This is a genomic window from Vibrio sp. RM-69-4 (genome assembly GCF_024743775.1).
Lineage (GTDB): Bacteria > Pseudomonadota > Gammaproteobacteria > Enterobacterales > Vibrionaceae > Vibrio > Vibrio anguillarum.
Genome location: NZ_JAMQXI010000076.1, coordinates 388,678 through 408,393 on the forward strand (window position 1 = coordinate 388,678; position 19,716 = coordinate 408,393).

Genomic DNA, 19,716 nt, shown 5'->3' on the forward strand with positions numbered 1-19,716 from the left:
GTTAAAGCTGAGGCCAACTGTCGGGAACGATGAACCAGAACTTTCCGCTGTCACTTTGGCAATGCACAAAACCATGCTCTTCATTTGCTGTGTAACGCGTGCAGTTTTTACCTTTCCCGCTAATCCATTGAGGCTTTTCCAGTAAGAATAACGCTTCATCTATTTGATGTGACTGGCTTTGATAACACCAAAAACCAGCAATTTGTGACGGATTGAGTTTATAACCTAGGCATTCACTAGGAACAGGCTCATCGTGAAAAGGGTTTACATATAAGCGCCCTTGCATCAGTAAATGACGGCTAACGTCACGCCAAAGTGGGTAAGCCGCACTAAATTGGGCTGATTGGGAAAGGGTCAATTGGTGGTTCAGCATATGTTCAAGTTTGAGATCTAATCGATCTTGAGCATTGGGACCATACCACAGCCCTTGATGTAGCAGGTAAAACTTCACTGCGACTTCCCAATGCTCATAACGCTGACTGCGTTTATTTTTGATGACAAAATCTAGCGAACCTAGTGTACTTCCTGCTTCGTTCAATTGAATTTCTTCAGAAACGGCGGAATAAGTGGGGTTTAGCGTAAACAATAAAGAACATAAATGCTGGTAGAGAAAGCCTAATCTAGGGTTCCCTCTGTATTCTTCTTTCAATATCGGAACATTGGGTAAAAAAGGAGTACGCGCCGCGACTACACCCTCTCCTTGAAAAAGAGTAGGGGTTGTCGACACCCAGTGTGCCAGTGTGTTGAGGTCCATTGTCATTAATTGTTCTCGTCCTTATTTTTCGACATTCTAGCTTGAAATTGTTATAACCACGCTAATGATAAAACTCAATTTTGGAATGAAAGATGGATAATTTAAAACTTGAAGCTCTGCTCAATCAAAAGCTTAATCCTCAATTGATTAAAGACTATTGCCCTAATGGATTGCAAGTTGAAGGTCGCACTGAAATCAAAAAGATTGTGACGGGTGTGACGGCCTCGCAAGCGCTGATTGAACAAGCAATTGAACGAAATGCTGACGCTTTATTAGTGCATCATGGTTATTTTTGGAAAAGTGAGCCTGAGTCCATCCGTGGAATGAAAGGCCACCGGATCCGAGCTTTGATACGAAATGATATAAATTTATACGCATATCACTTGCCGTTAGACATCCATCCAGAATTAGGCAATAACAAATTGCTAGCTGATTTGTTGGGGATTCATGTTGATGGCGGATTAGAAGGGCATCCTCAGTCGGTCGCCATGTTCGGCCATTTTGAACAAGCGTTGACAGCCGATGAGCTCAGTCAACGAATCGAGCAAGCTTTGCAACGACAGTCACTGCACGTAGCTCCGAGCTCAAACAGAATCATCAAAACGGTGGGTTGGTGTACTGGTGGTGGGCAAGATTACGTCGATCTAGCGGCGCAGCATGGATTAGATGCGTTCATCTCTGGTGAAATATCAGAGCGGACTACCTACTCAGCAAGAGAGCAAAATATTCATTATTTTTCTGCAGGGCACCATGCCACAGAACGTTATGGCGTTAAGGCTCTGGGAGAATGGTTAGCGAGCGAATATGGCTTTGAGGTTGAGTTTATCGATATCAATAACCCTGTGTAGCGGGTTTGTTTCTGATCAATGTATCCAATGAAAAAAGAGCGAGTGGGAACTCGCTCTTTTCTATTAGGTATTATGACTGGGTTTGCTATTCGCGTTCGTGTAACGGTTTAAAGTTGCGCATTTTTTGACCAGTGTAAAGTTGGCGAGGACGGCCAATTTTATTATCTGGATCACTGTGCATTTCATTCCAGTGGGCAATCCAACCGATAGTGCGAGACATTGCGAAGATAACGGTAAACATAGAGATTGGAATACCGATAGCCTTCAGAATAATGCCTGAGTAGAAATCAACGTTAGGGTAGAGTTTTTTCTCAACAAAGTATTCGTCAGAAAGCGCGATGCGCTCAAGTTCCATCGCCACATCTAACAGTGGGTCTTGAATATTTAGCTCTTTGAGCACTTCATGGCAAGCCTCACGCATTACCGTCGCTCTTGGGTCGTAGTTTTTATAAACTCGGTGACCAAAACCCATCAAGCGGAATGGATCATCCTTATCTTTTGCTCTGACGACATACTCAGGAATGTTATCAACGTTGCCTATCTCTTCTAGCATACGCAGACAGGCTTCGTTAGCACCCCCATGAGCAGGCCCCCACAACGAGGCAATGCCAGCCGCAATACAGGCAAACGGGTTAGCACCAGAAGAACCGGCAAGGCGAACCGTTGAGGTTGACGCGTTTTGTTCATGATCGGCATGCAGTGTGAAAATTTTATCCATCGCGCGTGCAACCACAGGATTCACTTCATACTCTTCACACGGCGTTGCAAACATCATGTGTAGGAAGTTCTCGGCATAGCTTAAGTCATTACGCGGGTAGATAAATGGTTGGCCGACAGAATACTTGTAGCACATCGCCGCCAATGTTGGCATTTTTGAGAGTAGGCGGTAAGCCGCTATTTCTCGGTGTATATCATTATTAATATCAAGTGAATCATGGTAGAACGCAGCAAGCGCTCCAACCACACCACACATTACAGCCATTGGGTGAGCGTCACGGCGGAAACCGTGGAAGAAACTTGCGATTTGCTCATGAACCATAGTGTGACGCGTCACCGTATGTTTAAACTCTTCATATTGCTTACGATTAGGGGCTTCACCGTAAAGAAGAATATAACAAACTTCCAAGTAATCAGCGTTATTGGCTAATTGATCAATAGGGAAGCCGCGGTGCAGTAACACCCCTTTTTCGCCATCGATATAAGTGATTTGAGATTCACAAGATGCAGTGGCAAGAAAACCAGGGTCAAAAGTGAAGTATCCGTTGGCTCCTAGTTTACGAACGTCGATTACTTGTGGGCCTACAGTCCCATCCATAATCGGCAGCTCGATTGGCGCTTTACCTTCAATATGAAGGGTCGCTTTCTTATCTGCCATAACAATCTCCTTTGTTTATTATTTAATCCGTCCAGGATGTTTGTGTGACATTTTTTTACGTGTGTTCTTAATTAAAGTCAATTTTTCTCGTCTGATGTGTGCACTTGTTTTGATTTTTTATACATATAAAGTTAAAAATCTGTTCTGTGTAGCAAAAATTGTTACATCAATTGTATTAGAATGTTGCGAGCCGTATAGTGGCACTGAAAATTTTGGTGAACACCTTATAAATAAAAGGCTAGAAACTGTATTTCAGTATTGCATTCTGTCTTTGTTGTTAACGGAATTATTACATTTAACTGCGCGATATCGGGCTCTTTATGTTAAAATAATGTTAACTTTTGTGGGTTTTACAACCAAAATTCATTTATAACTATAAATGCTCAATGGAGCTGAGTGAGCAAGCCCGTGAAAGAAAGAAAGTCAAGACCTGTTAATTTAGATTTACAGACCATTCACTTTCCGATCAGTGCGATTGCATCCATCCTACACCGAGTGTCTGGGGTGATGATGTTCGTTGCGGTCGGAATTTTGCTGTGGTTACTCTCCCTCTCGTTAAGTTCTCCGGTAGGTTTTATGGAAGCCAGCAACATTGTTAATGGCTTTTTCGCAAAATTTATTTTATGGGGAATTTTAACAGCGCTGTCTTACCACATTGCAGGTGGTATACGCCATTTGCTGATGGACCTGGGCCACTTTGAAGAGTTGGAGTCAGGGGCTATGAGTGCCAAAGTCGCCTTCATCGCAACAGCAGTGCTTTCAGTTTTAGCGGGAGTATTGGTATGGTAAAACATGTTTCTTCTTTTGGTCGTAACGGAGTGCATGATTATCTGCTGATCCGTGCTTCTGCGATCATTATGACTCTTTATACTATCTACCTAGTCAGCTTCTGTGCTTTCTCTGGTGATATCTCCTATGTTTCATGGACACAGTTTTTTGGTGGAACCTTTACCAAAGTCTTCACAATGCTGGCGTTAGTCTCTGTCCTTATCCATGGTTGGATCGGTTTATGGCAAGTATTAACGGATTACATTAAGTGTTCTAAATTGCGTGGTGGCCTGCAATTGGTCGTTATTGCAGTGCTCTTTGGATACTTCTTCTCTGGCTTATTTGTATTGTGGGGTGCGTAAGTGACTATTCCAGTTCGTGAATTTGATGCCGTAGTGATCGGCGCTGGTGGTGCCGGCATGCGTGCAGCACTGCAAATTTCAGAGCAAGGTTTATCCTGTGCTCTGCTTTCTAAAGTTTTTCCAACACGTTCTCACACGGTTTCGGCTCAAGGCGGTATTACCGTTGCCTTAGGCAACGCGCATGAGGACCACTGGGAACAACATATGTATGACACGGTAAAGGGCTCCGATTATATCGGTGATCAAGATGCTATCGAGTACATGTGTAAGAATGGTCCAGAGTCGGTGATTGAACTAGAAAAAATGGGTTTGCCTTTTTCTCGTTTTGACAATGGCACCATTTATCAGCGCCCATTTGGTGGGCAATCCAAAAATTTTGGCGGTGAACAAGCGGCTCGAACCGCTGCTGCCGCTGACCGTACTGGTCACGCACTACTTCATACCTTGTATCAACAAAACATTAAATATAAGACCACTATTTTCTCTGAGTGGTACGCACTTGATTTAGTGAAAAATGAAGAGGGTGCAGTACTTGGCTGTACCGCCTTGTGTATGGAAACAGGCGAAGTTTGTTATTTCAAATCTAAAGCCACAGTATTAGCGACTGGCGGAGCTGGCCGTATCTATGCTTCAACCACCAACGCGCACATCAATACGGGTGATGGCGTGGGCATGGCTATCCGCGCTGGCGTCCCGATGCAAGATATCGAAATGTGGCAATTCCACCCAACAGGGATTGCTGGTGCTGGCGTTCTTGTGACGGAAGGGTGTCGTGGTGAAGGTGGTTATCTTTTAAATAAAGATGGCGAACGTTTCATGGAACGTTATGCACCAAACGCGAAGGATTTGGCTGGTCGCGATGTAGTAGCCCGCTCAATGATGATTGAGATCCGTGAAGGTCGTGGTTGCGATGGTCCATGGGGTCCACACATCAAGCTTAAACTGGATCACCTTGGCAAAGAAACTCTGGAATCTCGTCTGCCGGGCGTATGTGAGTTGTCACGTACGTTTGCTCATGTCGATCCAGTTAAAGAACCGATTCCAGTGATCCCAACCTGCCACTACATGATGGGAGGAGTACCGACTCAAGTTTCAGGTCAGGCGATTAAGCAAGATGCTAAAGGCGCTGATGTGGAAGTTCAAGGTTTGTTTGCGTGTGGTGAAATTGCATCAGTATCGGTGCATGGCGCGAACCGTTTGGGTGGTAACTCTCTACTGGATTTAGTGGTCTTTGGCCGAGCAACAGGCTTGCATTTGGGCGAAACGTTGAAAAAGCAAGCGGACGCAAAACCTGCCACAGAAGCGGACATTGAAAAATCGCTAGAACGTTACAACCGCTGGGAAAACAGTACAGGTGGTGAAGATCCCGCGCAAATTCGTAAAGATCTGCAACGTTGTATGCAAAATAACTTCTCGGTGTTCCGTGAGGGTGAAGCGATGGCTAAAGGTCTTGAAGAGCTTAAAGTGATTCGTGAACGCTTGAAGAACGCACATCTTTCAGACAAGTCAACCGAGTTCAACACTCAACGGATCGAGTGTTTAGAGCTGGAAAACTTGATGGAAACAGCATTTGCTACCGCGGTTGCTGCAAATTATCGTACCGAAAGCCGTGGAGCCCACGCTCGCTTTGACTATCCTGAACGCGATGATGCTAATTGGTTATGCCATTCAATTTACAACCCTGAGACTGAAAGCATGTCGAAGCGTAGCGTAAATATGGAACCCATTTATCGTGAAGCGTTTCCGCCTAAAGCGCGCACATACTAAGGAGAAGGCACTATTATGAAATTGAAATTCTCTTTGTATCGCTATAATCCGGATGTCGATCAAAAGCCTTACATGAAGGATTATCTGCTTGAAGTCGAAGAGGGCTCTGACATGATGTTGTTGGATGCGCTCATTTTGCTGAAAGAGCAAGACCCCACCATTGCTTTTCGTCGCTCGTGCCGTGAAGGAGTGTGTGGATCTGACGGTTTGAACATGAACGGTAAAAATGGATTAGCGTGTATCACTCCATTATCCGCGCTTTTGGCCAAAGGCACGATTGTTATTCGACCTCTGCCGGGGCTACCAGTCGTCCGTGATTTAATTGTCGATATGGCCCAGTTTTATGAAAATTACGAGAAGGTTAAACCTTACCTTGTGACTGACGGAAACTTGCCTCCGGCTCGTGAGAACTTGCAATCACCAGAAGAGCGAGCGCATTTAGACGGTTTATATGAGTGCATTATGTGCGCTTGCTGCACAACTTCATGCCCTTCTTTCTGGTGGAACCCGGATAAGTTTATCGGCCCAGCAGGTTTGTTGGCGGCTTATCGTTGGCTAATTGACAGCCGAGATACCGCAACAGATGAACGTTTATCTAATCTTGATGATGCTTTTAGCGTTTTTCGTTGCCATGGCATCATGAATTGTGTAAGTGTTTGTCCTAAGGGATTAAATCCGACGAAAGCCATTGGACATATCAAATCAATGCTTGTGAACCGTTCGGTTTAAAATGAATAAAAATTGCAGGTCTTCGGACCTGCCTTTTATAGCTCGGCATAGACCGAAGCAAACGTGAAAACTACTGGTTAAGGGAAAATATGCACAACGGCGTGATGAAGGCATGGCTCGAGTCTTCACACTTGGCTGGCGCCAATGCAACTTACGTAGAGGACCTCTACGAACTGTATCTAAGTGATCCTGATCTGGTAAGTGAGGAGTGGAAACGTGTTTTTGATGGCTTGCCTGCGCAAGCTGACAATGTGGTTGAACAGCCACATTCACGTGTCCGTGACTACTTCCGACGACTCGCGAAAGAAACAAAGCATTACAATGTCCAAGTTAGTGATCCAGATGTCGATGCTAAGCAAGTAAGAGTCTTGCAGCTGATTAATGCTTACCGTTTTCGCGGTCATGAAGCGGCTCAACTCGACCCCCTAGGTTTATGGCAACGCCCATTAGTGGCAGAATTAGACCCAACGTTCCACAATCTTAACGAAGGTGACTTCGAAGAAACTTTCAATGTCGGCTCTTTTGCTATCGGGCAAGAGACAATGAAATTGAAAGACATTTATCAAGCCCTCAACAAAACCTATTGCGGTTCCATCGGTGCAGAATACATGCACATTATCGACACTGAACAAAAGCGTTGGATACAACAACGTCTTGAATCAGTCGTTGGACAACCTTCTTTCAGCAAAGAAGAAAAACGAATTTTCCTCGAAGAATTGACAGCCGCAGAAGGCCTTGAGCGTTATTTAGGCGCGAAATTCCCTGGTGCGAAACGCTTTTCTTTAGAAGGTGGCGACGCACTCATCCCAATGATGAAAGAGTTGATCCGTCATGCTGGTAGCACAGGTATGCGTGAAGTTGTGATTGGTATGGCGCACCGTGGTCGTCTTAACATGCTCGTCAACGTCTTAGGTAAAAAACCTCAAGATCTGTTCGACGAGTTTGCGGGTAAGCATGGTGAAAGCTGGGGAACGGGTGATGTTAAATATCACCAAGGTTTCTCTGCTGACTTTGCGACACCCGGCGGTGATGTGCATCTAGCCTTAGCATTTAACCCTTCGCATCTTGAAATTGTTAACCCAGTCGTGATTGGTTCAGTTCGTGCTCGACAAGATCGATTGGGAGATGAAGACGGTTCGACAGTGCTACCTATTTCGATTCATGGTGACTCTGCTATCGCTGGCCAAGGTGTCGTTGCCGAGACATTTAACATGTCTCAAGCGCGCGGCTATTGCGTGGGAGGGACGGTACGTATTGTTATTAACAACCAAGTTGGTTTTACCACGTCAAACCCTCGTGATACACGCTCGACTATGTATTGTACTGACATCGCTAAGATGGTTCAGGCACCCATTTTCCACGTCAATTCTGATGATCCAGAAGCAGTTGCTTTCGTCACCCGCATTGCACTCGATTATCGTAATGAATTTAAGCGTGATGTCGTCATTGATCTGGTTTGTTATCGCCGTCACGGCCATAACGAAGCCGACGAGCCAAACGCAACTCAACCGCTGATGTATCAAAAGATCAAAAAGCATCCTACGCCGCGTAAGCTTTATGCCGATGTTTTGATAGAGCGTGGTGAGTTTGATATCGAGATTGCCACACAGTTAGTCAACGAATATCGTGATGCTCTGGATCATGGTGAAGTCGTGGTGAAAGAGTGGCGTCCAATGGCACTGCATTCTGTTGATTGGTCACCGTATATTGGCCATGAATGGGATATGCCATGGAATAGTAAAGTTGACCTTGAGCGTTTAAAAGAGCTGGGTAACCGAATTTGTCAGTATCCAGAAAGCCATAAACTGCAAAGTCGTGTGGATAAAATCTATACCGACCGACAAGCGATGGTTAATGGAGAGAAGCTTCTCGATTGGGGTATGGCTGAAACGCTGGCTTATGCAACCTTAGTTGATGATGGAAAGCGAATCCGCATCTCGGGGCAAGACTCTGGGCGTGGAACCTTCTTCCACCGTCACTCGGTATTGCATAACCAAAGTGACGCAAGTACCTATATTCCATTGGCGAATGTCCATGATAAACAGGGTCCTTTTGAAGTATTGGATTCGGTTTTGTCGGAAGAAGCAGTGCTAGCTTTTGAATATGGCTACGCGACAGCGGAGCCGAGTGGTTTGACGATTTGGGAAGCTCAGTTTGGTGATTTCGCCAATGGAGCTCAAGTCGTGATTGACCAGTTCATCTCTTCCGGTGAACAAAAATGGGCGCGTTTGTGTGGTTTAACCATGCTGCTACCTCATGGTTATGAAGGGCAAGGCCCGGAACACTCATCAGCACGCCTAGAGCGTTATTTGCAACTGTGCGCCGAGCAAAACATGCAAGTGGTGGTTCCCTCTACACCAGCGCAGGTATACCACATGTTGCGTCGTCAGGTTGTTCGTCCAATGCGTCGACCATTGATCGTTATGTCACCAAAATCGTTGCTGCGTCATCCGCTATGTACATCAACGCTTGAAGATTTAGCCGAAGGTTCATTCTTACCAGCAATTGGTGAAATTGATAACCTTGATGCAGCTAAAGTGAAACGTGTGGTGTTCTGTTCAGGTAAAGTTTACTACGACTTACTTGAGCAACGTCGTAACAACGAACAAGATGATGTTGCGATCGTCCGTATTGAACAGCTATATCCATTCCCGAAAGAAGAAGTGGAAGCGGTTATCGCTCAATACACTAATGTTGTTGACTATGTATGGTGCCAAGAAGAGCCTCAAAACCAAGGTGCTTGGTACAGTAGTCAACACAACTTCCGTTCTGCCATTCCAGTCGGTGCTGATCTGAAATACGCAGGTCGCCCTGCATCAGCATCACCAGCCGTTGGTTATATGTCGGTACACTTGAAACAACAAAAAGCGTTGGTTGAAGACGCTCTGACCCTAGCTTAACGAACTAGAAGTAAAAGGAAGACACAGATTATGACAATTGAAATTCTGGTTCCAGATCTACCTGAATCAGTGGCTGATGCAACAGTCGCGACATGGCATAAAAAGCCAGGTGAAGCCGTCGCTCGTGATGAAGTACTCGTTGAGATTGAAACTGATAAAGTCATTCTTGAAGTGCCAGCGCCTGAGGCGGGTGTTCTCGAAGCCATTATCGAGCAAGAAGGTGCGACGGTGCTTTCGAAACAGTTATTGGCGAAATTGAAACCCGGTGCCGTTGCCGGTGAACCGACGAAAGACACCACCAACGATACAGAGCCGTCTCCTGATAAACGTCACAAAGCCACATTGACAGACGAAACGAATGATGCGCTTAGCCCTGCGGTACGCCGTTTACTCGCCGAGCATGGTTTGGAAGCCAGCCAAGTGAAAGGCTCTGGTGTGGGTGGACGTATCACGCGTGAAGATATTGATGCTCATCTAGCGGCTGCAAAATCAGCGTCAGCAGTTGCTTCAAGTCAACCTGAGCCTGTCGTTGCGATGGCGCGCAGTGAAAAACGTGTACCGATGACGCGTTTGCGTAAACGTGTTGCGGAGCGTCTGCTTGAGGCAAAAAATAGCACGGCGATGTTGACGACGTTTAATGAAGTTAACATGAAGCCTATCATGGATCTGCGTAAGCAATATCAAGGTCTGTTTGAAGAGAAACACGGTATTCGTTTAGGCTTTATGTCTTTCTACGTAAAAGCGGTAACAGAAGCGTTAAAACGTTACCCAGAAGTGAATGCATCTATTGATGGCCAAGATATTGTGTATCACAGCTATTTTGATATTAGCATGGCAGTTTCAACGCCTCGTGGCTTAGTGACTCCGGTTCTTAAAGATTGCGATACGCTAAGCCTTGCCGAAATTGAGAAGGGCATCAAAGAGCTTGCACTCAAAGGAAGAGATGGCAAATTGACGGTTGAAGAACTGACTGGCGGTAATTTCACGATTACGAATGGCGGTGTGTTTGGATCGTTAATGTCAACACCGATCATTAATCCGCCGCAAGCGGCCATATTGGGTATGCACAAAATCCAAGACCGCCCAATGGCTGTGGATGGCAAAGTGGAAATTTTACCAATGATGTACCTAGCACTTTCTTACGACCACCGTTTGGTGGATGGCCGTGAGTCAGTTGGTTTCCTTGTGACAGTAAAAGAGCTACTTGAAGATCCAGCACGTCTGCTACTGGACGTGTAACCTCACTGAACGTTGTTCAGTGAATTTAAGGCTAGGCAGGCTCACGTCTAGCCTTCATTTAAGCAAAAGGCTACAAGCTATCCTCTTGGATAAATTGCAGCCGCTTAATTTGAGAAGCACCCTACAGATATATGGCGCAGCATAGCTGCCGCTTTATGGAAATAATAAATCCCCTAAGGGATAAACAAACGGAAGAACATAATGAATTTGCATGAATATCAAGCCAAACAGCTGTTTGCAGAATTCGGTTTGCCTGTACCGGAAGGTTATGCCTGTGATACTCCACAAGAAGCTTTTGAAGCGGCGGGTCGGATTAGCACAGTGAAGAAAGTTGTTAAGTGTCAAGTGCATGCAGGTGGTCGCGGTAAAGCGGGTGGTGTTGAGTTGCACGACACTAAAGATGGTGTCAAAGAGTTTGCTCAAAAATGGCTAGGTAAAAATCTGGTTACTTATCAAACGGACGCAAATGGTCAGCCAGTATCAAAAATTTTGGTCGAGGAAGCTTCTAATATCGCGAATGAGCTATACTTAGGCGCTGTTGTTGACCGTGCGACTCGTCGTGTCGTGTTCATGGCCTCAACAGAAGGCGGCGTGGAAATTGAAAAAGTAGCGGAGGAGACTCCGGAGCTGATTCATAAAGCCGCGATTGATCCTTTGGTTGGTCCGCAAGCCTACCAAGGCCGAGAACTTGCTTTCAAACTTGGCTTGGAAGGCGACCAAATTAAGCAATTTGTGAAGATCTTTCTAGGTCTTGGCGCTATGTTTACCCAGTATGATCTTGCATTGCTAGAAATCAACCCATTAGTTGTCACCGCTGAAGGGAACTTGTTGTGCCTTGATGGCAAGATCAACATCGACTCAAACGCACTTTATCGTCAACCTAAACTTCGCGAAATGCACGATCTCTCACAAGAAGATGAGCGCGAAGCTCATGCTGCTCAGTGGGAACTGAACTATGTTGCTCTTGATGGCAATGTTGGCTGCATGGTGAACGGTGCTGGCCTTGCAATGGGCACTATGGATATTGTTAACCTTCATGGCGGAAAACCTGCAAACTTCCTTGATGTTGGTGGTGGTGCAACCAAAGAGCGTGTTGCTGAAGCGTTCAAAATCATTTTGTCTGATGACAACGTGAAAGCCGTATTGGTGAATATTTTCGGCGGTATCGTACGTTGCGATATGATTGCAGAGGGCATTATCGGTGCGGTGAAAGAAGTTGGTGTAACGGTTCCCGTAGTCGTGCGTTTGGAAGGTACAAATGCGGAATTAGGACGCGGAGTACTTGCAAATTCTGGTCTTGATATCATTGCAGCTGAGTCGTTAACGGACGCAGCTCAGAAAGTTGTTGCTGCGGCGGAGGGTAAATAATGTCGGTACTTATTAATAAAGACACCAAAGTAATCTGCCAAGGTTTCACTGGTGGTCAGGGAACTTTCCACTCCGAACAGGCGATTGCCTACGGTACACAAATGGTCGGTGGGGTTTCCCCGGGTAAAGGTGGTCAAACTCACCTTGGTCTGCCTGTATTTAATACGGTGCGTGACGCAGTGAAAGCAACGGGTGCAACGGCAACCGTTATTTATGTACCTGCACCATTTTGTAAAGACGCTATTTTAGAAGCAATTGACGCTGGTATTGAACTTATTGTGACGATCACTGAAGGTATACCGACTACCGATATGATTGACGTAAAAGTGAAGCTCGAAGAGACTGGTGTGCGTATGATTGGCCCGAACTGTCCGGGTGTGATTACACCTGATGCGTGTAAGATCGGCATCATGCCAGGCCACATTCATAAGAAAGGAAAAGTGGGTATTGTTTCACGTTCAGGAACGCTAACTTATGAAGCCGTTAAGCAAACAACAGATGAGGGCTTTGGTCAGTCAACGTGTGTTGGTATCGGCGGTGACCCAATCCCAGGCTCTAACTTCATTGATATCTTGAAACTATTCCAAGACGATCCTGAAACTGAAGCGATTGTGATGATTGGCGAGATCGGTGGTACAGCCGAAGAAGAAGCCGCAGCATTCATTAAAGAGAATGTCACGAAACCGGTGGTGTCTTATATTGCTGGTGTGACCGCGCCTCCGGGTAAACGGATGGGTCATGCTGGCGCTATCATTTCTGGTGGTAAAGGGACAGCTGATGAGAAATTTGCAGCGCTTGAAGCCGCAGGTGTTAAAACTGTCAAAAGCCTTGCTGATATCGGAAAAGCATTGCGTGAAGTGACGGGTTGGTAATCACGCCACCCTCAGTTTGAAGACAAACCCCGAACCTTGTTTCGGGGTTTTTACTTTAGATTCAATAGGTTTTGATACTAGCGTTTTACAAGTTGACTGCACATAAACATCGTTGTAGCCGTCACGACAACCGAAGGGCCTGCAGGTGTGTCAAAATGCCACGAGAGGATTAGCCCGCCCAGCACAGCTAAAGCGCCAACCAAAGAAGCCAATATTGCCATTTGCTCTGGGGTTTTTGTGAGTCGCCTAGCGGTCGCCGCGGGAATAATCAGCAGCGATGTCATAATCAGAGCACCAACAAATTTCATTCCTAGTGCAATTACCACCCCAATCAATAGCATCAGCAGTAAACGCATTAAATCAACGTTGATACCCTCAACAAACGCAAGCTCTTCGTTCACTGTAGTTGAAAGTAATGGCCGCCAAAAAAGAAATAGCAGTGCACTTACTGCAATCGCTCCCCCCCAAATGAAGGCTAAATCGGTAAAGTTCACTGCCAATAAATCGCCAAAGAGATAGCTCATTAAATCGATGCGAACGTTATCAAGGAAGCTTACTGCAATGAGACCAATAGATAACGAGCTGTGAGCGAGAATGCCGAGCAAAGTGTCTGTCGCCACAAGCTGCTGTTTCTGCATAGTAACCAAAATGATTGCAAGCCCAAGACAGCAAACGAGCAACGCAAGATAAAGGTTGATATCAAGCAAAAAACCTAGCGCCAATCCCATCAGCGAGGCGTGTGCGAGGGTATCGCCAAAATAAGCCATTTTTCGCCAAACCACGAATGACCCAAGGGGACCTGCGATAACGGCAATACCAAGGCCTGCTAATATTGATGGAAGAAGAAATTCAATCATGGTGGTGACCGTGTGAATGATTTGAACAGCAAGTTGCATCTCCTTTCACAGGTTGGCCTGCTAAGTCGTGATGATGCTGATGTTTGTGATGGTAAAAAGCTAAGGCTTCGCGATTGCGAGTACCAAATAATGCGATATAGCTTGGGTGTTGAGTAATCGTTGCCGGTGAACCGAAACAGCAAACATGGTGATGAAGACAGATAACATCATCCGTTTTTGCCATCACCAGATGCAAATCGTGAGAGACCATGAAGACACCACAACCGAAACGATGTCGTATGGCATCGATAAGATCATACAGATCAATTTGCCCTTGCACGTCAACACCTTGGGCTGGTTCATCAAGAATTAGAATACCTGGGCGCTGTAGCAATGCACGGGCGATAAGAATCCGTTGCGTTTCACCACCGGACAGCTTATGCATATCATAATCAAGAAGATGCTCGGCCCCGACTAGTCTGAGTGCGTCTAGCAACTCTTGTTGACTAAAACGTCCGGCTAAACTTAAAAATCGTTTAACGGGGAGTGGTAACGCGTCATTAAGTTTTAACTTTTGAGGAACATAACCAATTTTAAGGTTTTTTACGCGCGTCATCGTTCCGCTATGGACGGGCTGTAGCCCGAGCAATACTTTAACGAGCGTCGACTTGCCCGCACCATTAGGACCTATCAGTGTAGTAATCTTCCCTTTTTCTAGGTTGATACTGACATTGTCCAAAACACGGCGGTTGTTGAATTCGACACAAATGCCTTGCAGCTGAATTAAGTTGGACATGAATGGAACTTATTTGCAATTCGGAAGTGTTATAATGTAACATTTCGTTCCCTTTAACGCTATATACCGAATGGAAAAACCATCATGTTGCGTCAGATTATGCTCCTTCTTTGCTTAATAACATTATCGCCTTTGGCGTGGTCTACGGTCATTTTGACCAGCATTAAGCCGATTCAGATGATTACATATGAATTGACTCTCGATGTGAATGAACCAGAAGTACTACTGGGGGCAAATACCTCACCGCATGACTATGCGTTGCGCCCTTCTGATGTTAAAAAAGTCAGAGCGGCGGATTTAGTGATTTGGTATGGAAAAGACCTTGAGCCATTCTTAAGTAAGACATTAGCGAGTCACCACAACGTTTTGACCATCAGCCAAATTGATGGCCTGACACTGAGAGAGCTCAGTGGCGAACAACACGATCATGATGGGCATCACCATGGTATGTATGACCCACATTTTTGGCTTGGAACCGATCAAGCCAAGCAAGTGGCAGCGGCGATTACCGCAAGTTTAGTGAAAAGTGATAGCGCTAATGCCGAGCAGTATAAAGTAAACTTAGTCCGCTTTTTAGCTCAATTAGATTCGACCCATCAAGCAATCACGCAGAAGATGAGCAAAATTAGTGATAAAGGATATTATGTTTTTCATGATGCATACGGCTATTTTGAACAGCAATACCATTTGAATAACCTCGGCCATTTTACCGTTAGTCCTGACAGAAAGCCGGGTGCTAAAACGCTCATCACCATTAAAAATTCCATTATTAATAATGAAGCAAAGTGTGTCTTTTCAGAACCTCAGTTTACCCCGGCGGTGATTGATACTGTGACTCGTGGCACTAAGGTCAAAACGGGAGTACTTGATCCATTAGGCGCAGATATCAAAGTGAAAAGTGGCAGCTATTTTGAGCTGTTAAATCAGCTGAGCAACAACTTTTACACTTGTTTGTCTCAATAGATGTACGCTGTATTGTATGTTGTACGATCTGCACTGAAATCTAGGATAAAGATTCACAGATTGTCGCTTTCTTAGCTTCAAAAAGCCTTATCTTTGGTTAGAATGTTTTGATAATTATCGCCACGAAAAAACAGGTTACAATGTGGCGTGCTATTGATTGAGGCTCAGTCTGTTGAAAGGAAAGAATGACTATTTTAAAGCTTTGTTCTGGATCTTGGGTTTCCTGACGCTTTTATTAGCGCAGGGGACACAAGCTCTAGACAAAGCACCTTCCATCTTCTATCCATTGCCAGCTCAGGCTCAAGGGAAAATTTTTGCCGCACAAAATTTGTTTTTAGGTGAAGAAGGGGGAATTTGGATACACGATGTGCATGGCAAAGTGGTTTTCTTTGATGGACAAAACATCCTTCCCCGACGTGGCTCAGTGCTTTCACAAGAGAGCGAAAATATTACCTATCTTAATAACGCTTTTTGGACGTTCATTGATAATGAACTTTATCGAACTTATCCCGCACAAGATCGCGAATTAGTATTTAGCTTAACGCCTGGAATCATCATAAAAAAAATAGGTTCGTCAGGTAATTTCATCTGGTTAGCCGATGAGACGCACTTTTATACATACCATGCGCAAACCCACAAGTTAGTTACTTATTCTTTTAAAGAAATGTATCAATTAAATCAAGCAAGTCGATTAATCGTTAATGATGCGAAGTTTGTGCTTTCTAAATGGGTATTAGCCACTAATGCTGGAGTCTATCTATCAGATGGAGAGAGTTTTTCTCACGTGCTCAGCTCTGGTAAAAACTTCATTGAGAAACTCTATTTTTCCGAGAAACGTAGAGAGCTTGTGATTGGAATGCTCAATGGTGGGCTGATTATTGATGTCGAGGACCCAAAGCGCCAGCAAAAGTTGGTTGGAGATTCCCATGTATTATCTGTTGCTGAGACAGATCAAGAGTATTGGATTGGTACTGAAGATGGATTATTTGTTCATTCGTTTTTGACAGGTAAAACCGTCAAGTTAGAAAGTAATGACCAAGACAATAATGGGTTACCAGGCAATAAAATTTATTCATTGGTCAATGACTTACAAGGTGGGATTTGGATCGCAACGGATAAAGGTATTCGTTACTTTTCTCTGTTTGGACAAAAATTTAAGCGCCATTCCATTGCACCGCTCAACAATAATCCCATAACAAAAATTGTGACAAGGTCAGATAATAAAGGGTATTTGTTTTTAACTCGACAAGGGTTATACCAAGTCGATGCTGAAAATTGGCAAGAGCCTAAACTTATTTTCCCAGGAGAAGTGCATGATTTCGCTCAAATAGATGATCATTCTCTATGGATAGCTACACATACAGGCATTGTTATTTATCACTTGCAGACAAAAAAGATGATAGAAACGAGCATGTTACCTATTAAGCTGCGTTCGAATGATACTAAACACCTTGAATTTGATCATGAAGGACTGTTATGGGGAGCAACAGGTAACCATTTGTGGTCATATCAGTTGGCCGATAACTCGCTCACCGATTTCGGTTCGGTATGGTTTGTTGATGCATTTTTGCCTGCAAAAATAATAAAACTTAAGTCAACTCGGCGAGGGGTATTTATCGGCACTGACCATGGTGTTTATCTTTTTGACAAAGGCAAAATTGTTTTTCTCCGAGCGACTAGTCATTATGGACAAAGCATTGATATATTTGAGAGTAGCAAGGGTGATGTTTGGTTTGCGAGTGCTTATGGCGTCTTTGTTTTGGCACATGATCGTAGTGATATTCGATCTATTGATATGGTTGAAGAGAATATTAGCCCCAAATGTTTAACTGAAACGGGCAACGGTATTTGGCTGACTTCCTCACAAGGAATCTCGCTCTACAATCCTATGGGTGAGATGGTAAAGCATTTTGGTGATCCACACGGATTGATGAATAATGAATTTAAAAGTGGAGTCTGCGAATCAAGTATTATCAATAGCCAGCAGCAGTTGCTGTTAGGTTCCCGTTTTGGTTTAGTGACAGCATGGTCCTCTGAACTCACGGTTGCTACCCCTCCTAATACCAATATTATCTTTAGCCAAGTGAATGTCGATCACATTCCTGTCATGTTCGGTCGTGGTCGTTTTCAGACACTAGAATTGGAATATGGAAGTTCGATAAGCTTTTTGTTTGGTGCATTGCCAGAATCGATAGCCTTATCATTGGAGTATCGTATTGCAGGGGATAAGGAGTGGCAGAGATTAGAAAGCGCTCAGTTGACACTTGATCACCTGTTACCTGGACACTATCGTTTGCTAGTGAGAAATTACAGCCCACATCCGCAAAACAGTATGATAAACAGTCTATCATTTATTGTGGATAACCCGTGGTATTGGTCTTCATGGGCTATTGTTCTTTACCTTTGCCTTTCTATAGGCCTTATTGCTTTTGCTTCATGGTGGCGTTCTCGTTGGGTTACCAAAGTAAACCGAAAGTTAAAAGCTCAGGTGGCCTTGAAAACGGATCAACTACGGCATCAAAGCAAAATTGTTTTGACTAATAACCAGCAGTTGCGCAAGCAATTACAAATTCGCCATATCGTTGTTGAACAGATGTTAGATTCTATTACTCCTACCTTAAATCAGCTGATTTATCGCTCCCAACTCCATCAACTCGCGCGACTTGAGTCTTTAGCTTTAAAAGTAAAACGTGAACTGGCGTTACTTCGTAACGTAAGAAATGATAAAACAGCGACTCAGTTGCTCTACGACCTATCGATAATCTTGAACTCTTGTGTGGACGGATGGCGTGAAGAGTTCGCGAAAGCGAATATTTCGTTGGCGGTGAACAATGAGCTTAAACAAGCTTATATTGAATCTGCCCATTTTAACCTAGACATCATTTTCAATACGCTACTGTCTGATGCGGTAAAACGTCTTTATAGAAATCAAGAGCTACAAATTCATTGTTATGAAAGGGAGAAAAGACTGTTTATTGTGATGATTGACTGTGGCGATCAGGTGCAATCCATCAATAGTGATAAGCGTATCTCTGGTTTTGAACTAGAGGAGATGCAACTGTTAGTACAGCGCAGTGGTGGGGAAATACATATTTTTTCATCGCCAGAACGAAATTTAGTTGAGCTTTCTTGGCCATCAGTTGAGCTTGTGAGTGATGCACCTGAAATGATCGTCGTAGAGGAGCATTCAGAGGACAAGTTTATTGATGTAACGGAAAAAGAGTGGCTTAAAAAAGTAGAAAAATTGGTACACAATTACTATTCAGATCCTGAATTTAGTACCTCTAGTGCGGCTAAATCACTCTTCGTATCGGAGCGTAGTTTGCAGCGTCGTTTTAAAGCGATCACCAATAAAACATTCAAAGAGTATCTAAATGAGATCCGACTAGAGAAAGCGTGCCAATATTTGCTTGCAGGAGGAAAAGTCGCCCAAGTCGCTTTTGATTGTGGGTTTAATGATCCGTCTTATTTCAGCCAAAGATTTAAACATCACTTCGGTTTATCGCCAACCCAATTTGTTGATGATAACGAGTAATACCGCCCCTGATAAATAGTGATAACTTTCCCACTTGAAGACTTGAAGACTTGAAGCTGCAGCGATGTTAGCGACATTCAGTCACCCTAATCATAAAGCTTATTCAGGTGTGTGGAGATGAACTCACTTTCCGCCGACCTGCAATCAAGCTGTATCTCCCTTCTTGATTAGATTGGCTGCTGTGTTAGTTGCGCATATTTGTCTATGTTTGCGTAGATACACTCATTAATACTCAAAGTCGTAATATCAATTTATTTTGGGAATAGCACTTACTCAATAAACAGGCTGGGTCGGTGATTGTGTTGCAGTAAAGATGAGATGAGATGAGTAGAAAAAAAGATCGTGGTATAGCCGGGGGGACTATACCACGGGTGTCAATGACACCTTCGCTTGCTGCCGGAGTGATACGAGTAACACCCGTACCACCTCTGGAATTTGTATCTAAGGAGTAATTCCTTTCGATGGATTTACTATATGACAAAGGACTTATTTCATTTATAAAATTAACGACAACCTAGTATAAGAAAAACGACAAAATACATAATTAACCATAACTTATTGATTTTAATGGTTTATTTTTATTTTATCTGTTTTTGTTTATTTT

General features: G+C 44.2%; 15 protein-coding genes. 11 read left to right on the top strand and 4 right to left on the bottom strand.

Translation table 11 applies throughout. The annotated features are described in order from the left end of the window. Position 1: 1 nt before the first annotated feature. Positions 2–760, bottom strand: a complete 759-nt coding sequence (locus NB504_RS14045) for a DUF1853 family protein (protein WP_017048880.1) — start codon at positions 758–760, stop codon at positions 2–4. Positions 761–846: 86 nt separating this feature from the next. Here NB504_RS14045 and NB504_RS14050 point away from each other — a divergent pair, with 86 nt between their 5' ends. Continuing rightward, a complete protein-coding gene (locus tag NB504_RS14050) occupies positions 847–1,602 on the top strand; it encodes a Nif3-like dinuclear metal center hexameric protein (RefSeq protein WP_258429109.1) in 756 nt (251 codons plus the stop codon). A gap of 85 nt (positions 1,603–1,687) precedes the next feature. Here the strand turns inward: NB504_RS14050 and NB504_RS14055 are convergent, their stop codons facing one another. Further along, the gene (locus NB504_RS14055; protein ID WP_017042719.1) at positions 1,688–2,977 is read right to left on the bottom strand and encodes a citrate synthase; all 1,290 of its coding nucleotides are present in this window, start codon (positions 2,975–2,977) and stop codon (positions 1,688–1,690) included. Positions 2,978–3,373: 396 nt separating this feature from the next. Between NB504_RS14055 and sdhC the strand changes: the two genes are divergently transcribed. From sdhC to sucD, 8 genes are all read left to right on the top strand, one after another. After that, entirely contained in the window at positions 3,374–3,766 is a 393-nt protein-coding gene (sdhC, locus tag NB504_RS14060) for a succinate dehydrogenase cytochrome b556 subunit (RefSeq protein ID WP_010318676.1), read from the top strand. Beyond that, positions 3,760–4,107, top strand: coding sequence for a succinate dehydrogenase, hydrophobic membrane anchor protein (gene sdhD / locus NB504_RS14065; protein WP_010318675.1), 348 nt, complete (start codon positions 3,760–3,762; stop codon positions 4,105–4,107). The genes sdhC and sdhD overlap by 7 nt, the downstream gene beginning before the upstream one ends. Beyond that, positions 4,108–5,874 (top strand): succinate dehydrogenase flavoprotein subunit, encoded by a 1,767-nt coding sequence (gene sdhA, locus NB504_RS14070; protein ID WP_013856347.1) that lies wholly within the window; start codon positions 4,108–4,110, stop codon positions 5,872–5,874. Positions 5,875–5,889: 15 nt separating this feature from the next. Further along, positions 5,890–6,603 (top strand): succinate dehydrogenase iron-sulfur subunit, encoded by a 714-nt coding sequence (locus tag NB504_RS14075; RefSeq protein WP_013856348.1) that lies wholly within the window; start codon positions 5,890–5,892, stop codon positions 6,601–6,603. A gap of 89 nt (positions 6,604–6,692) precedes the next feature. Continuing rightward, a complete protein-coding gene (gene sucA / locus NB504_RS14080; RefSeq protein WP_258429110.1) occupies positions 6,693–9,503 on the top strand; it encodes a 2-oxoglutarate dehydrogenase E1 component in 2,811 nt (936 codons plus the stop codon). Positions 9,504–9,533: 30 nt separating this feature from the next. Next, positions 9,534–10,742 (top strand): 2-oxoglutarate dehydrogenase complex dihydrolipoyllysine-residue succinyltransferase, encoded by a 1,209-nt coding sequence (gene odhB, locus NB504_RS14085; RefSeq protein ID WP_013856350.1) that lies wholly within the window; start codon positions 9,534–9,536, stop codon positions 10,740–10,742. A 201-nt stretch (positions 10,743–10,943) separates the two neighbouring features. Next, entirely contained in the window at positions 10,944–12,110 is a 1,167-nt protein-coding gene (sucC, locus tag NB504_RS14090; RefSeq protein WP_258429111.1) for an ADP-forming succinate--CoA ligase subunit beta, read from the top strand. Further along, positions 12,110–12,982, top strand: coding sequence for a succinate--CoA ligase subunit alpha (gene sucD / locus NB504_RS14095; protein WP_013856352.1), 873 nt, complete (start codon positions 12,110–12,112; stop codon positions 12,980–12,982). Before sucC ends, sucD begins: the two co-directional genes overlap by 1 nt. 77 nt (positions 12,983–13,059) lie before the next feature. Here sucD and znuB read toward each other — a convergent pair whose 3' ends face one another. Both znuB and znuC read right to left on the bottom strand, forming a co-directional pair. Continuing rightward, a complete protein-coding gene (gene znuB / locus NB504_RS14100) occupies positions 13,060–13,839 on the bottom strand; it encodes a zinc ABC transporter permease subunit ZnuB (protein WP_026027242.1) in 780 nt (259 codons plus the stop codon). After that, the gene (znuC, locus tag NB504_RS14105; RefSeq protein WP_017049130.1) at positions 13,832–14,614 is read right to left on the bottom strand and encodes a zinc ABC transporter ATP-binding protein ZnuC; all 783 of its coding nucleotides are present in this window, start codon (positions 14,612–14,614) and stop codon (positions 13,832–13,834) included. The genes znuB and znuC overlap by 8 nt, the downstream gene beginning before the upstream one ends. 84 nt (positions 14,615–14,698) lie before the next feature. Between znuC and znuA the strand changes: the two genes are divergently transcribed. Next, positions 14,699–15,577 carry a zinc ABC transporter substrate-binding protein ZnuA gene (znuA, locus tag NB504_RS14110; protein WP_019280899.1) on the top strand — a complete coding sequence of 293 codons (879 nt, stop codon included), beginning with the start codon at positions 14,699–14,701 and terminating at the stop codon, positions 15,575–15,577. A gap of 172 nt (positions 15,578–15,749) precedes the next feature. Further along, positions 15,750–19,112, top strand: a complete 3,363-nt coding sequence (locus NB504_RS14115; protein WP_258429113.1) for an AraC family transcriptional regulator — start codon at positions 15,750–15,752, stop codon at positions 19,110–19,112. The last annotated feature ends 604 nt before the right edge of the window (positions 19,113–19,716 follow it).

What these genes read in the sequence shown, in the direction of transcription:
- odhB (WP_013856350.1), top strand. Translation starts at nt 9,534, where the DNA reads ATGACAATTGAAATTCTGGTTCCAGATCTACCTGAATCAGTGGCTGAT.
- NB504_RS14075 (WP_013856348.1), top strand. Translation starts at nt 5,890, where the DNA reads ATGAAATTGAAATTCTCTTTGTATCGCTATAATCCGGATGTCGATCAA.
- sucD (WP_013856352.1), top strand. Translation starts at nt 12,110, where the DNA reads ATGTCGGTACTTATTAATAAAGACACCAAAGTAATCTGCCAAGGTTTC.
- znuB (WP_026027242.1), bottom strand. Translation starts at nt 13,839, where the DNA reads ATGATTGAATTTCTTCTTCCATCAATATTAGCAGGCCTTGGTATTGCC.
- znuA (WP_019280899.1), top strand. Translation starts at nt 14,699, where the DNA reads ATGTTGCGTCAGATTATGCTCCTTCTTTGCTTAATAACATTATCGCCT.
- NB504_RS14055 (WP_017042719.1), bottom strand. Translation starts at nt 2,977, where the DNA reads ATGGCAGATAAGAAAGCGACCCTTCATATTGAAGGTAAAGCGCCAATC.
- sucC (WP_258429111.1), top strand. Translation starts at nt 10,944, where the DNA reads ATGAATTTGCATGAATATCAAGCCAAACAGCTGTTTGCAGAATTCGGT.
- sdhD (WP_010318675.1), top strand. Translation starts at nt 3,760, where the DNA reads ATGGTAAAACATGTTTCTTCTTTTGGTCGTAACGGAGTGCATGATTAT.
- NB504_RS14045 (WP_017048880.1), bottom strand. Translation starts at nt 760, where the DNA reads ATGACAATGGACCTCAACACACTGGCACACTGGGTGTCGACAACCCCT.
- znuC (WP_017049130.1), bottom strand. Translation starts at nt 14,614, where the DNA reads ATGTCCAACTTAATTCAGCTGCAAGGCATTTGTGTCGAATTCAACAAC.
- NB504_RS14050 (WP_258429109.1), top strand. Translation starts at nt 847, where the DNA reads ATGGATAATTTAAAACTTGAAGCTCTGCTCAATCAAAAGCTTAATCCT.
- sucA (WP_258429110.1), top strand. Translation starts at nt 6,693, where the DNA reads ATGCACAACGGCGTGATGAAGGCATGGCTCGAGTCTTCACACTTGGCT.